This window comes from Paenibacillus sp. 7541, from assembly GCF_002276395.1.
Taxonomy (GTDB): Bacteria; Bacillota; Bacilli; order Paenibacillales; family Paenibacillaceae; genus Paenibacillus_AQ; species Paenibacillus_AQ campinasensis.
Map to the genome: position 1 here is coordinate 12,049 of NZ_NQLZ01000047.1, position 12,509 is coordinate 24,557.

The 12,509-nt window shown below is 53.9% G+C and carries 15 protein-coding genes; 5 read left to right on the forward strand and 10 right to left on the reverse strand.

Annotation, left to right across the window (positions count from 1 at the left end):
- On the reverse strand, positions 1–852 hold the full coding sequence (locus tag CHH75_RS22880; RefSeq protein WP_095267848.1) for an ABC transporter permease: 852 nt from the start codon (positions 850–852) through the stop codon (positions 1–3).
- The gene (locus tag CHH75_RS22885) at positions 849–1,814 is read right to left on the reverse strand and encodes an ABC transporter ATP-binding protein (RefSeq protein ID WP_095267847.1); all 966 of its coding nucleotides are present in this window, start codon (positions 1,812–1,814) and stop codon (positions 849–851) included. Before CHH75_RS22885 ends, CHH75_RS22880 begins: the two co-directional genes overlap by 4 nt.
- 147 nt (positions 1,815–1,961) lie before the next feature.
- Here CHH75_RS22885 and CHH75_RS24970 point away from each other — a divergent pair, with 147 nt between their 5' ends.
- Positions 1,962–2,291 (forward strand): hypothetical protein, encoded by a 330-nt coding sequence (locus CHH75_RS24970; RefSeq protein ID WP_176475644.1) that lies wholly within the window; start codon positions 1,962–1,964, stop codon positions 2,289–2,291.
- Positions 2,292–2,301: 10 nt separating this feature from the next.
- Here CHH75_RS24970 and CHH75_RS22890 read toward each other — a convergent pair whose 3' ends face one another.
- From CHH75_RS22890 to CHH75_RS22915, 6 genes are all read right to left on the reverse strand, one after another.
- A complete protein-coding gene (locus CHH75_RS22890; protein ID WP_095399239.1) occupies positions 2,302–3,048 on the reverse strand; it encodes an SIMPL domain-containing protein in 747 nt (248 codons plus the stop codon).
- Between the two features lie 257 nt (positions 3,049–3,305).
- Positions 3,306–3,575 (reverse strand): HPr family phosphocarrier protein, encoded by a 270-nt coding sequence (locus tag CHH75_RS22895; RefSeq protein WP_095267845.1) that lies wholly within the window; start codon positions 3,573–3,575, stop codon positions 3,306–3,308.
- 100 nt (positions 3,576–3,675) lie between these two features.
- On the reverse strand, positions 3,676–4,605 hold the full coding sequence (gene whiA, locus CHH75_RS22900; RefSeq protein WP_095267844.1) for a DNA-binding protein WhiA: 930 nt from the start codon (positions 4,603–4,605) through the stop codon (positions 3,676–3,678).
- Between the two features lie 5 nt (positions 4,606–4,610).
- The gene (locus tag CHH75_RS22905) at positions 4,611–5,552 is read right to left on the reverse strand and encodes a gluconeogenesis factor YvcK family protein (protein ID WP_176475647.1); all 942 of its coding nucleotides are present in this window, start codon (positions 5,550–5,552) and stop codon (positions 4,611–4,613) included.
- 57 nt (positions 5,553–5,609) lie between these two features.
- Positions 5,610–6,518 (reverse strand): RNase adapter RapZ, encoded by a 909-nt coding sequence (gene rapZ, locus CHH75_RS22910; protein ID WP_095267842.1) that lies wholly within the window; start codon positions 6,516–6,518, stop codon positions 5,610–5,612.
- A gap of 58 nt (positions 6,519–6,576) precedes the next feature.
- Positions 6,577–7,524 (reverse strand): ROK family glucokinase, encoded by a 948-nt coding sequence (locus tag CHH75_RS22915; RefSeq protein ID WP_095267841.1) that lies wholly within the window; start codon positions 7,522–7,524, stop codon positions 6,577–6,579.
- A gap of 296 nt (positions 7,525–7,820) precedes the next feature.
- Here CHH75_RS22915 and CHH75_RS22920 point away from each other — a divergent pair, with 296 nt between their 5' ends.
- From CHH75_RS22920 to CHH75_RS22935, 4 genes are read left to right on the forward strand one after another with little or no spacing between them, the layout of a single operon-like run.
- On the forward strand, positions 7,821–8,747 hold the full coding sequence (locus tag CHH75_RS22920) for an ABC transporter ATP-binding protein (RefSeq protein WP_095267840.1): 927 nt from the start codon (positions 7,821–7,823) through the stop codon (positions 8,745–8,747).
- A complete protein-coding gene (locus tag CHH75_RS22925; protein ID WP_095267839.1) occupies positions 8,748–9,497 on the forward strand; it encodes an ABC transporter permease in 750 nt (249 codons plus the stop codon).
- A 13-nt stretch (positions 9,498–9,510) separates the two neighbouring features.
- Positions 9,511–10,668 carry a sensor histidine kinase gene (locus tag CHH75_RS22930; protein ID WP_095399240.1) on the forward strand — a complete coding sequence of 386 codons (1,158 nt, stop codon included), beginning with the start codon at positions 9,511–9,513 and terminating at the stop codon, positions 10,666–10,668.
- Positions 10,658–11,263 (forward strand): response regulator transcription factor, encoded by a 606-nt coding sequence (locus tag CHH75_RS22935; RefSeq protein ID WP_095267837.1) that lies wholly within the window; start codon positions 10,658–10,660, stop codon positions 11,261–11,263. The genes CHH75_RS22930 and CHH75_RS22935 overlap by 11 nt, the downstream gene beginning before the upstream one ends.
- Positions 11,264–11,436: 173 nt before the next feature.
- Here CHH75_RS22935 and CHH75_RS22940 read toward each other — a convergent pair whose 3' ends face one another.
- Together CHH75_RS22940 and CHH75_RS24975 are read right to left on the reverse strand one after the other, a co-directional pair.
- Positions 11,437–12,246 (reverse strand): DUF368 domain-containing protein, encoded by an 810-nt coding sequence (locus CHH75_RS22940; RefSeq protein WP_095267836.1) that lies wholly within the window; start codon positions 12,244–12,246, stop codon positions 11,437–11,439.
- Positions 12,247–12,323: 77 nt separating this feature from the next.
- Positions 12,324–12,500 carry a hypothetical protein gene (locus tag CHH75_RS24975; RefSeq protein ID WP_176475645.1) on the reverse strand — a complete coding sequence of 59 codons (177 nt, stop codon included), beginning with the start codon at positions 12,498–12,500 and terminating at the stop codon, positions 12,324–12,326.
- Positions 12,501–12,509 lie beyond the last annotated feature (9 nt).

Here is a 12,509-nt window from a genome sequence, read left to right on the forward strand (position 1 = left end):
TCACGCTCTTCCCTCCCCTACTCGTTGATGACGAGCCTGCATCGCCCGGTTAAACAGCAGAATCAGGATCAGGGATGTCACGACAAAAATCACTGACAGCGCCGCGCCGAACGGCCAATTACGTGCCCCCAGAAACTGCGTCTGAATAATGTTGCTGATCATGGTCGACTTCGCACCGCCCAGAATATCCGTCACCACAAACATGCCGGAAGTCGATACATAGACAAGCACCGCACCGGTCATGATGCCCGACTTGCTCTGCGGCAGCGTCACATGCAGGAACGCCTTCCATCTGGAAGCGCCGAGGTCGCTTGCGGCGTCCAGCAGACGCTTGTCCATCTGCTCCAGCGCCACGTAGATCGGCAGCACCATGAACGGAATGAAGTTATAGACCATGCCCATCAGCACCGCGCCGTAGGTATACAGCATCTGAATCGGCTCATCAATCCAGCCGAGCCAGAGCAATGCGCTGTTGACGACCCCTTGCGTTCGCAGCAGCAGCACCCAGGCATACGTGCGGATTAGAAAGTTGATCCAGAACGGAATCGTAATCAGGACCAGCCCCCAAGTCTGAACCCGCGGGGACGCGTTCGCTATATAATAGGCCAGCGGATAGCTGACCAACAAACAGATGACCGTAGTCAGAAGCGACAAAACCAGCGTGTCCCAGTAGATCCCCAAATACAGCGGATCAAAAAAAGTGCGGTATCCCTCCAGGTTGAACTCAAATACAACTCGGCCAAGCGTGTCCCTCGACAAAAACGAGATGCCCACCACGATCAGCATCGGGATCACTAGGAACAATGACAGCCACAACAGGACCGGCGGCAGGAGAAATCGGGAATTTCTCATGGCTCGATCATCACCTCGTCCTTGTCGTTCCAGTTCACCCCTACAGCCTCACCGATCTGCCACGGACGTTCATCCGATATATCGAGCGCCACCGTCACTTTCATTGGCTCGCCATCCAGCTGCACCAGCAATTTATGCACGCTGCCCAAATATTGAATGTCCTCAATGACACCCGTCTTCTTCGCACCCGGCTCCCGCTGAGCCACCATCTTCTCGGGCCGAACAGCGATAAGCCCCTCCGGCGATGAGAAAATATTGTTCTCCCCGACAAAGGTTGCAGCGAACAGGGTCTGCGGTCTCGCATAGATCTCGCGCGGCGTGCCGATCTGCTCCACCTTGCCATTATTCATAATGACGATCCGGTCGGACATCATCATCGCTTCTTCCTGATCATGCGTCACATAAACAAATGTAATCCCAAGCGTACGCTGCAAATGTTTCAGCTCGGACTGCAAGTTTTTGCGAAGCTGCAAATCCAGCGCGCCAAGCGGCTCGTCCAGCAGCAGCACCTTGGGCTTGTTCGCAATCGCACGCGCAATGGCGACACGTTGCTGCTGACCGCCGGAGAGCTGATGCGGAAAGCGATCCCGCAGCGCCGACAGCTGGGTCATTTGGGCAGCTTCATCTACACGCTCCTTGATCTGGGCACGCGGCATCTTCTTCATCTTTAGCCCAAACGCGATGTTATCTTCAACGGTCATATGCGGAAATAGGGCATAATGCTGGAATACGAGGTTCAGATCCCGCTTGCTTGCAGGAACATCCGTCACGTTCTGCCCCGCGAGCCATACCTGTCCATCCGTAGGCTGCTCGAAGCCTGCGATCATACGGAGGATCGTTGTCTTGCCGCAGCCGCTTGGGCCCAGCAAGGTCAGGAATTCCCCTTCCTTAATGGAGAGCGACAGCGGATGCACGACCGCCTGTCCCTGAAAATGTTTTTCAATCTGGACAAGCTCAATCATAGCATCAACCCCTTTCTAATGGTGCCCTTACATGGGATAGAGCGTGAATACTTGCGCGCTTATATTCGCGGGCCTGTTCGAAACCAGTAAGAAGAAACGGCAATTCTGCCCGAAGGCAGACCCGTTTCTCAAGAATAATCGTATATCATGCGTCGTTTAAGAAAAAAAAGCCATATCCATGGGTATGGCTTTACCGATGTTCATCAAATTCAGTTTTTTGCATATTCACTATACATTGTTTTCCCACTATGTACAACACTTTTCTGCGGATTTCGACAGGGTAAAGACGGGATATTCTTCAAGAACATGGCAGCGCTGGGCGAGCAACCGGAAACCCTCATCCCCAGCTTCCGCAGTGGACAAGAACGAAGCCCTTGTCTCAACACAAACACCCGCCTGCATATACAGACGGGTGCTGACCAGCCCTCCAGCAGTTCTACGCGCTGCATCGCAGCGGCACAAAGCCCGAGAGCTTAATTCCGACATACTATTTCAGCTCATATTGAACGTTAAGCTGGGTAACAATTTTGATCTCGCCCGGCTCAAGCGAGGTGCCAGCACTTTCTGCTTTCGACGCCAGGCCGTCCGCCGCGGCAAACGTAATGATATCATTCATCGCCGAACCTTCCGACACATTGATGATCGCTCCAAGCTGACGCTTGGCTGCATTGGCAATGGCGCGCGCCTTCAGATCGGCATTCGCAATCGCCTTTTCAATCACTTGCGCCTCGTAAGCATCCCGATCGGCAACCGAGAAGCGGGCGTTGCCAATGATGTTCGCACCCGCGTCAGCCGCTGAATCCAGCACGTCTCCGACCTTCGTCAGGTCAAGAAGCGTAACCTCAAGCGAATGATAAGCGGTATAGCTCTTCAGCGTGCGTCCGCCTTCATCCGAATACGTGTAGTTTGGCTGTACGAAGAACTGCTCCGTTTTGATATCCTTCTCGTTGATCTTCCATGTATCCTTCAGCAACGCTGTAATCTTCTGAACTTTCTGCGCATTGCTTCTTTGCGCCTCTTTTGCTGTTGCCGCCGTAGACTCACTGCCAATGGACAGGTAGACGATGTCCGGCTTCACAGAAATTTCGCCTTTACCCACCACTGTTACCACACTGCGCGGCGTCTCAGCCGCATATGCTTCCGTTGCACCCCCGATTCCGGTGACAGCTGCGCCTCCGGTCAGCAGCGTCCCTGCAATCATCACTGCACCAACCCGTTTAACCCACTTGTTCATTGTTCATTCGCCTCCTCAATTTTGGCCCTTGTATGCTTGCCTTACCCTTCTAACGGTGCTCAGTTGGTAAATGTTGCATCAGACGCTGCGAAATTATCATATTTATTATGAATCATGGATCCCTGCATGGTATGCATGACAAAAAGACGGGCAACCGCTCCCGTCTCATCCCAACCCATTATGTAGAATACCCCTCGCTTGCTTATGTTAAAAAAAGCCTTGCAGATGACAAGACTTTTCTTAATGACAGGTATTGTTTATTGATTTTCGAGCTCTTCCTTGCTCACCAAATTCATGAGCGAGGTAACCGCTTGCTCAGCGTCGGCTCCTTCTGCGCTAATGTAAACCTCAGTTCCGGAACTGATAGCTAGGCTCATAATTCCCATGATACTTTTGGCATTTACTTTTTTATCATCTTTTTCGACGAAAATTTCAGAGGAATATTTATTCGCTTCCTGAACGAACAGCGCGGCCGGTCTGGCGTGTAGACCCGTCTTCAGCCGAACGACTACCGGGTGCTTTGTCATGAAAATTACCCCCTATCTTATAAATCTGCTGAATTGAAAGCGCGGTGATATTTTATCATATTATAACATTTAACCATACAGGACACTAGCAGAAAAAATGTTATCCGTTTCGAATCTTTTCCGCCAGTTCATCAATCTTGCGAAGACGGTGGTTTACCCCGGATTTGCTGACCGTCCCCTTGAGAAGTTCCCCGACTTCCTTCAGGTTCATATCCGGATGAGCCAGCCGAATTTCGGCGACCTCCCGGAGCTTGTCAGGCAAGTTCTCCAGGCCGACTTCCTTCTGCAGCAGCTTGATGTTCTCAATCTGGCGAATCGCCGCCCCGATGGTTTTGTTCAGATTGGCCGTCTCACAGTTGACGATGCGGTTGACGGAATTTCTCATATCCCGCATGATCCGGACATCCTCGAACTTGAACAACGCCTGATGCGCTCCGATCAGGTTCAGGAATTCGATGATTTTCTCGCCTTCCTTGATGTAGAAGATGAACCCTTTCTTCCGCTCAATACAGCGGGCATTCAGGTGAAATTCATTGGCAAGCTGGACAAGAGACTGACAGTGCTCCTCATACATCGTGGCGATTTCCAGGTGATACGACGAGCCCTCCGGGTTGTTGACCGAACCCCCTGCCATGAAGGCACCCCGAAGATATGCCCGCTTGCAGCAATTGTTGCGGACAATCTGCTTGTCAATCCGTGGCTGAAACAGAAATCCTTCCGACACAATACGCAGCTCCTTCAGAATTTCCTGAACCTGAGCCGGTATGCGGACGATGTATACATTATTCTTCTTCAAACGCATTTTTTTACGCACCAAAAGTTCAGTATGCGCCTGGAAATGCTTCTTGATTAAGGAATAAATGCGCCTTGCAATCGCGGCGTTCTCCGTCGAAATATCCAGAATCACCTTTTTGTTCGAAAGCTGAACCGATCCGTTCATCCGGATGAGCGCAGACAGTTCCGCTTTCTCGCAGCAGCCCTGGCTTTCGACCATGGTCAACTCTTTCTTGGTTTGAGCCGCAAAGGACAAGGTACTCACCTCTTTCGTGTTATCCAGTCTTGCACCAGCTGAAAAATATGTTGGCTCAGCTTATCCGCATCGTGCCGCAAATAGGTTCGAAACAGCACAAGCTTGTCAGCGATGAGCTTATATCCTCGGCTGGTCACCTCATCACGGTCCAGGTACACAGGCTTCGCGCCTTTCTGTGCATACTTCTCCTGCACCTGAGGAGGAATGTCTCCATCATTAACAATAACATAATCAAACAGATGAAGGCCAATATGATCGTATACCGCCTGCAAATGATCACTTACTGTATAATTATCTGTCTCTCCTGGCTGTGTCATGACATTGCATACAAACATTTTGATAGCATCCGATGCCACAATCGCCTCGGCAAGCTTGGGGACAAGCAGATTGGGCAGAATACTCGTGTAGAGACTCCCGGGCCCAATCAGAATCGCATCCGCCTGTCGAATCGCCTCAAGGGCTTCGGGAAGAGGCTCCACATGCTCCGGCTCCAGGAAGACTCGCTTGATTCGCTGGCCAGCCTCCGGAATTTTCGATTCACCGGTCACAATCGTGCCATCCTCCATCTCGGCGTGCAGCACAACCGCTTCGCCAGCCGCTGGCAGAACCTGTCCGCGAACAACAAAAACCCGGCTCATCTCCTTAACAGCCGTGACAAAATCGCCGTGCAAATCCGTCATGGCAGCCAGGATGAGATTGCCGAGGCTGTGCCCGGCCAGTCCCGAGCCGGTTTCGAAACGGTATTTCAATATATCAGACATTAGCGGCTCCACATCGGCGAGAGCCGTGAGTACATTTCTTATATCTCCCGGAGGAGGCATTTGCAGCTCACTGCGCAGAATGCCGGAGCTCCCTCCGTCATCCGCTACAGTAACAATCGCCGTTATGTCGATCGGCTTTTCCTTCAGGCCCCGGAGCATGACCGACAGCCCGGTTCCTCCACCCATCACGACGATGCGAGGGCGCTTTGTTGCTTGCTCACCCAAGTTTATCACTTCCCCTAATTAATGCCGATCCCGGTCAGAATCACGATGGCTTACCGACACCGCTTCCGTTTCGCTGGCACCCAGCATCTTGCCAAGATATTCCGCAATCGCCACCGAACGGTGCTTGCCGCCCGTGCAGCCGATCCCGATAATAACCTGGCTCTTGCCCTCCTTGCGATACTGCGGAATAAGAAAATGCAGCATATCCAGCAGTTTCGTCAGAAACGTCTGCGTCTCCGGCCACTTCATGACATAATCATATACGTCGCTGTTCTGTCCGGTGTTCGGGCGCAGCTGCTCCACATAATGCGGATTAGGCAGAAAACGCACGTCAAAGATCAGGTCGGCGTCAATCGGGATTCCGTATTTAAATCCAAAAGACGTAATGTTGACCGACAGCATACTGGTCTCCAGATGTGTAAAGCGGGAGATGATCTTCTCCTTCAATTTCAGCGGCTTCATATGGCTTGTATCGATGACCTGAGTCGCCGAGTTTTTCAGTTCATCCAGCATTTTGCGCTCCAGACGGATGCCATCCAGCGGCATGCCTTCCGGAGCAAGGGGATGGCGGCGCCGGCTCTCCTTGTAGCGTTGAACCAGCACCGAATCGGTTGCGTCGAGGAACAGAATTTCACACCGAATCGTGAAATGATCCTTAATATAATTCAACGATTCGGACAATGCAGTGAAGAATTCACGGCCCCGCAGGTCGATGACCAAAGCGACCTTGCCAATCTTGCCTTTCGATTGATCGATCAGCTCCGCGAATTTCGGAATGAGCACCGGAGGCAGGTTATCCACGCAAAAAAATCCGAGGTCCTCCAGACTTTGCACCGCTAAAGTCTTCCCTGCACCCGACATCCCGGTAATGATGATCAGGGTGGCCATGGTTGATGTGTCGCTGCCTCGATCGGCTGCTTCCAGCATCAGCTTCCCCTCCCTCGATTGAATATATAATCAAGCGGCAGATCGGAAAATAACAAACCTACGAACGCAGAAGCAGACCCGCTGCGCCAACAACTCCGGCATCATTGCCCAGCTCCGCAGGCACGATGCTAACGCCGCGCTGCAGCGGCTCCGGCGCCAACTTGGCAAACACCGCCCGTACTTCGTCAAACAGAATATCACCGGCCTTGGATACGCCGCCGCCAATAATAAACACCTCAGGATTCAGCACTGCTGCCACCGTAGCCATCGACTTGCCAAGATAATAAGCGGCCCGCTTCACGATGCGAAGCGCCACTTCGTCTCCGGCCTTGGCTGCGTCGAACACTTCCTTCGCCGCGATGTTCTCCACCAGGGACAGGGACGTGCGATCTCCGCGCGCAACGGCATCCTTCGCCATACGGATGATGCCTGTAGCAGAGGAAACGGTTTCGAGGCAGCCCATCTTGCCGCAGCCGCACTGGATTGCTTCCAGATCAGGAACAACCGTAATATGGCCGAGCTCGCCGGCCATTCCGCCGCCTTGATAAATTTTGCCGTTAATGATGATACCGCCGCCCACGCCGGTTCCCAGCGTGTAGCACACACAGTTCTCGATGCCGCGGCCCGCACCGCTCCAAGCCTCGCCAAGCGCCGCCACGTTGGCATCGTTGTCTATCTTCACGGGCTTGCCCAGACGCTCTTCGAGCAGAGCGCGAATCGGCACATCCTTAAACCCTACATTCGGTGCCAGAATAATGATGCCTTCACGAATGTTCATAAAGCCGGCGAATCCAGCGCCTACACCTGCGAGCTGATCCCAGCTGTACGGAGACTCCTCCACGATATGACGCACGTACTTTTCAATGTTGCCTATTACCGTGTCAACGCCTTTTGCCGTTTCCGTCGGCCCCTCGTACTTATGCAGGAGATGTCCTTCTTCGTTGCAAATTCCAACCTTAATCGCTGTTCCGCCCAAATCGACACCGACGTAGATGTTTTCAGACATGTTACAAGCCACCTTTTTCCTTCTATTAATTGATATATGACTGCTGCATGATTCATGTTGCTCCTACTGTACCCACTATAATTGAAGCCACACTTTCGGTCAAGAGAAGGCCTCACACCTGCCAAGGAGCGTGAAGCCTTTCCAGAGCTGCGCGAAACCGCCCTGCGATCATCCATAACAAGACCCGCGCATGACAAAAGTCATCCCAAACCGGTGACATCCTTTACTAACACGGCCGCTGGCTGCCCCGTTATGATAGAGCCATCAAACACCTAATGCGAAAAGGGGCGTTGTCCATGATCAAGCAGCAACCCGGCGATCCGGTCGCCGAGCTGAAGCAAGTCACCAAAACGTTCGGCGGCAAAAGAGCGGTGGATCAAGTCTCCTTCACCATCCATCGCGGATCGATCACCGCCATTCTCGGGCCCAACGGCGCCGGAAAATCCACCGCCATCTCGATGATGCTCGGCCTTGCAAGCCCGAGCGAAGGCGAGGTGCTCCTGCTCGGCCAGAACCCAAGGAGTCTCGAGGTCCGCCAGCAGATTGGCGCCATGCTGCAGGAGGTCAGTGTGATGGACGGTCTCCGCACACGGGAAGTCATCCAGCTCATCCGGGGCTATTATCCGAACCCTCTGCCGATGGATGAGATCGTCCGCCTGTCCGGACTGACGCCGGAAGAGCTGAAGCAGTGGGCCGTCAAAATGTCCGGCGGCCAAAAGCGCAAGCTGATCTTTGCCCTCGCCATCGCCGGCAATCCGGAGCTGCTGTTCTTTGATGAACCGACAGTCGGGCTGGATACAACCGCGCGCAGGACATTCTGGAACACTGCAAAGCAGCTGGCCGAGCGGGGCAAGACGATTCTGTTTACGACCCACTACCTGCAGGAAGCTGATGATATTGCCGAGCGCGTGCTGCTCTTTAATCAAGGAAGGGTTATCGCGGATGGCGATCCGAAAGATATCAAGGCCAGACTGACCCGGCGCGCCTTATCGTTCATCTCCGATCAGAAGCCCGAATCGATTCGGGAGCTCCTGCCGCATACCCTCGGCATAACCGACCTGTTCGTCGAGGATGGCCGGATACATATCGTGACGGACGATACGGACGGCACGCTGTCCGTCTTGTACCGGGAAGGCGTCGGCATGCGTGATATCCGCATCGAGCAGGGCAGTCTTGACGAAGCGTTCAGCCAATTGACAACGGAACTGGAGGAGGCGAACTGAATGAACAACTGGAGACTTATCCGCTTGCAATGCAGGTTCGAATTACTGCGTATGGTCCGCAATCCATACTATATTTTCTGGTCCCTGACCATGCCGATCGCGTTCTATGTCATCTTCACCCGGCTGGTGACTGGCACAGACGCCATGGATGCAGGAATATGGCAGGCCCATTATCTGATGTCGATGACCGTGTTCAGCGTGATGGGGACCGCCATCATGAACCTTGGCATTCCGCTTGTGCAGGAGCGGGCGCAGGGCTGGGCTATCTATATGCGGGTAACCCCGCTGCCGGGATCCGTCTATTTTATCGCCAAAATGTTTGTACAGACCGTGATGCATCTGCTGAGCATTATCGTCATTTTCACGGCAGGATACCTGATCAACGGTGTATCGATGGCCATGTGGCAGTGGCTGTCCAGCGGCTTATGGATTCTGCTTGCCTCCGCGCCGTTTCTGGCGATCGGAGCGCTGATCGGATTGATGAAGCGTGTGGAGACCGCCAGCGGCGTCAGCAACGGCATGTATCTCGGGCTCGCCCTGACCGGCGGACTGTGGTTCCCGATGGAGGCCATGCCATCCTTCATGCAGGCCATCGGGCAATGGATGCCCTCCTACCACTTCGGGAGCGGAGCGTGGGCGATCACCCGCGCTGAAGCGCCAGGATGGGAGCATATCGTTGTTTTGACAGGATATTTTGCCGTATTTATGTTACTATCCACCTATATTCGCAAAAAACAACAAGCTGCATAAAAGGATGATGTACATGAAGCGTGTGAAGACAGGCAAACGCCGCTTTGCGATTTTCCCGGCAGAGATCGGATGGTTCCCTTACCTGTGGCTCATCTACCTGGTGCTTCCTATTATTAATATGCTGAGTGAATCCGGAACGAAAATGGCCGTCGGCTATGGCCTTATCGCCCTGTTCACCTTCACCTACCGCCAGCTGTACTTTGCTGAAGGGGAGCCGCGCTTCTTCACATGGCTCGGAATTCAGATGTCCATCATCTTCATTCTCTGCATGTGGTACCATCCAAGCTATATGTATATGGGCTTCTTCACCGCCAATTTCATCGGCTGGTATACGGACCGGCGCAATTTTACCATCTCCCTCGCGCTCTTTACCCTGGTGCAGAGCGCCCCTCTGATCAAACACGCCCATACGTTAGGTTGGAGGGAGCTTATTTTCATGATTCCTTTCCTCCTCATTATGGTGATGGCTCCGTTCGGGATTCGATCATTATACCGGCGGCAGCAGCTTGAGAAGGAACTGGCCCAGGCCAACGAGCAAATCCGCAGTCTGATCAAGGGGGAGGAGCGCATGCGAATCGCCCGGGACCTGCATGATACGCTTGGACATACGCTATCCCTGATTACGTTAAAGAGCCAGCTTATCGAGAAGCTGGTTGATACCAATGCCGAGCAGGCCAAGCTGGAGGCCCGCGAAATCCACAATACTTCGCGTTCCGCCTTGAGGCAGGTCAGGGAGCTTGTCTCCGAGATGCGGACGGCCACGCTGGCGGGGGAGCTGCAGGAGGCCCGCGTCATTCTGAACAGCGCAGGTATTGAGCTGATCTGCCATGGCCATCCGCGTCTAGCCGGCATATCCGATTTGGCTCAGAATATTATGAGCCTGTGCCTGCGCGAAGCCGTCACCAACGTGGTCAAGCATAGCCAGGCGCGCACCTGTACTGTCACCATGGAAACCGGCAGCACCGATTGGCTGCTGAGCATTGAAGACGATGGCGCCGGCTTGCAGGCAGGTTACGATGCCCCCGAGAAAAACGGGCTTCGGGGCATGACCGAACGGCTCGCGCTGATCGGTGGCACGCTGAACATAGAAAGCCATGGCGGAACGAAGCTGACGATACGCGTTCCGATTGTCATCAAGAGCCGGAAGGAGGATTCACCGGATGGCGATTAAAGTACTGATTGCCGAGGATCAGAGCATGCTTCGCGGCGCGCTGGCCGCGCTGCTCAATTTTGAAGAGGATATCCAGGTAGTCGGGCAAGCCGGCAACGGAGAGGAAGCGCTGCGCCAGATCGGCGCTTTGCAGCCGGATGTCTGCCTGCTTGATATCGAAATGCCGGTGCTTAGCGGCCTGGACGTCGCCGAAGAGCTCGTGAAGCTCGGAAGCCCCTGCCGCGTCATTATTTTGACGACCTTTGCCAGACCGGGGTATTTTGAACGCGCCGTGCAGGCTGGCGTGCAAGGATATTTACTCAAGGATGAGCCTAGCGACCGCCTTGCCGAAGCGATCCGGCGCGTGATGGAGGGGCGGCGCGAAGTCTCTCCCGAACTGGTCTTCGGCACGATCCGGGAGCCGAATCCGCTCACCGAGCGCGAGCAGGAAATTCTCCGTCTAGCCGCCGAAGGCAGCAGCTCCATGGACATTGCGGGGAGGCTGCATCTGTCTTATGGCACCGTCCGCAACTACATGTCCGAAATCTTGGGCAAGCTCGGTGCCAAGAACCGGATCGAGGCCATTGCCATCGCAGAGGAAAGAGGCTGGATCTGACCCGCATCCCGCATCAAAGCATGTATGGGCTGCCCCATGCAGGAGCAAGAGGCCGGAAGGAAATATAAATAAGGGGCCTGAAGACCGCCTGTTCACCTGAACGGGGGTATATCCCCTCTTGTCAGGTTTCCCAGGACGGCCCCCGTGCCCCCAAGAAAAAGATCTGTCTCACGTTATTCCCGTCTGCCAAGCAGCACGGCAATCAGGAGACCAGCCACAAATGTGCCCGCGCTGACTGCCAGCAGCCCGATTCCCGCAGGAACCCCCGGGAAAATGACAACGAGGGAACCGAGGATCAGTCCGGTAATGACCGCATAAGTCACGCTCGGAAACACATCCAGCAAATAACGGATCAGGCGGCTGCTGACGATGAAGCCGACAACAGCTCCCAAGCCGATCACGGCAATGATGCTGATGTTCATGGACGACAGCGCAGCAATCGCCGTAGAATATGCGCCCAGAATCAACAGGACGAAAGAGCCGCTAATGCCCGGCAGCAGCATCGCCATGCTGGCCAGCCAGCCGGAGAAGAACAGCCGGATCGCAGTACCGCCCGTCAAAGCGGTGATCGGCTCGATCGCCTCATCGGTTCGCAGAAACGCCGTCAGCGCAAGCAGCCCCGCAGCCACCAGCAGAACGACGATATGAACAGTCTTAAAGCGCGTTCTCGCTTCCGCTTTCCTTAAAATAAAGGGCAGCACGCCCACAATAAGTCCCATAAAGAAAAACTGTGTCGGTCCATAGTAATGCTCCAGCAAATACTCAATAACCCGGCTCAGCAGCAGCAAGGCAGATCCCATGCCGACCGCGAGCGGAATCAGAAAGCCGAGATGCTTCTTCCACTCCTTGCTGAAGAACCCGCTAATGGCCGCCAGCAGGCGGTCATATATCCCCAGAACGACCGCAATGGTCCCTCCGCTGACGCCGGGGATGAGATCGCTAATGCCCATGACTAACCCACGATATATATTTTTCCATTCCATCGATTAACTTGTCCTTTCATCATTCGCGTACGAGTCATACTTCATCTGTCAAACGTCTGTCTTATGATCCCAATCGATTACTTCTGCTTGAAGTGCAGCACCAGATTGCCCACTCCGCCCACGGCGAACATGAAGGCAACCAGGGAGAACCCCCACTGATGGGTGCTCTTCTCGGACAGTACAACAGTGATGATAAAGGCGATCGCAGCCAAGAAGTTAAGCACCGCAACGAGCAGAAAACTGTATTTATTCATCGTTCATCC

Bases quoted from the DNA above. Each gene is read 5' to 3' on its own strand.
- CHH75_RS22880 (WP_095267848.1), bottom strand. From the start codon at position 852: ATGAGAAATTCCCGATTTCTCCTGCCGCCGGTCCTGTTGTGGCTGTCA.
- CHH75_RS22885 (WP_095267847.1), bottom strand. From the start codon at position 1,814: ATGATTGAGCTTGTCCAGATTGAAAAACATTTTCAGGGACAGGCGGTC.
- CHH75_RS24970 (WP_176475644.1), top strand. From the start codon at position 1,962: ATGCGTCGTTTAAGAAAAAAAAGCCATATCCATGGGTATGGCTTTACC.
- CHH75_RS22890 (WP_095399239.1), bottom strand. From the start codon at position 3,048: ATGAACAAGTGGGTTAAACGGGTTGGTGCAGTGATGATTGCAGGGACG.
- CHH75_RS22895 (WP_095267845.1), bottom strand. From the start codon at position 3,575: ATGACAAAGCACCCGGTAGTCGTTCGGCTGAAGACGGGTCTACACGCC.
- CHH75_RS22905 (WP_176475647.1), bottom strand. From the start codon at position 5,552: ATGGGTGGAGGAACCGGGCTGTCGGTCATGCTCCGGGGCCTGAAGGAA.
- rapZ (WP_095267842.1), bottom strand. From the start codon at position 6,518: ATGCTGGAAGCAGCCGATCGAGGCAGCGACACATCAACCATGGCCACC.
- CHH75_RS22915 (WP_095267841.1), bottom strand. From the start codon at position 7,524: ATGTCTGAAAACATCTACGTCGGTGTCGATTTGGGCGGAACAGCGATT.
- CHH75_RS22920 (WP_095267840.1), top strand. From the start codon at position 7,821: ATGATCAAGCAGCAACCCGGCGATCCGGTCGCCGAGCTGAAGCAAGTC.
- CHH75_RS22925 (WP_095267839.1), top strand. From the start codon at position 8,748: ATGAACAACTGGAGACTTATCCGCTTGCAATGCAGGTTCGAATTACTG.
- CHH75_RS22930 (WP_095399240.1), top strand. From the start codon at position 9,511: ATGAAGCGTGTGAAGACAGGCAAACGCCGCTTTGCGATTTTCCCGGCA.
- CHH75_RS22935 (WP_095267837.1), top strand. From the start codon at position 10,658: ATGGCGATTAAAGTACTGATTGCCGAGGATCAGAGCATGCTTCGCGGC.
- CHH75_RS22940 (WP_095267836.1), bottom strand. From the start codon at position 12,246: ATGGAATGGAAAAATATATATCGTGGGTTAGTCATGGGCATTAGCGAT.
- CHH75_RS24975 (WP_176475645.1), bottom strand. From the start codon at position 12,500: ATGAATAAATACAGTTTTCTGCTCGTTGCGGTGCTTAACTTCTTGGCT.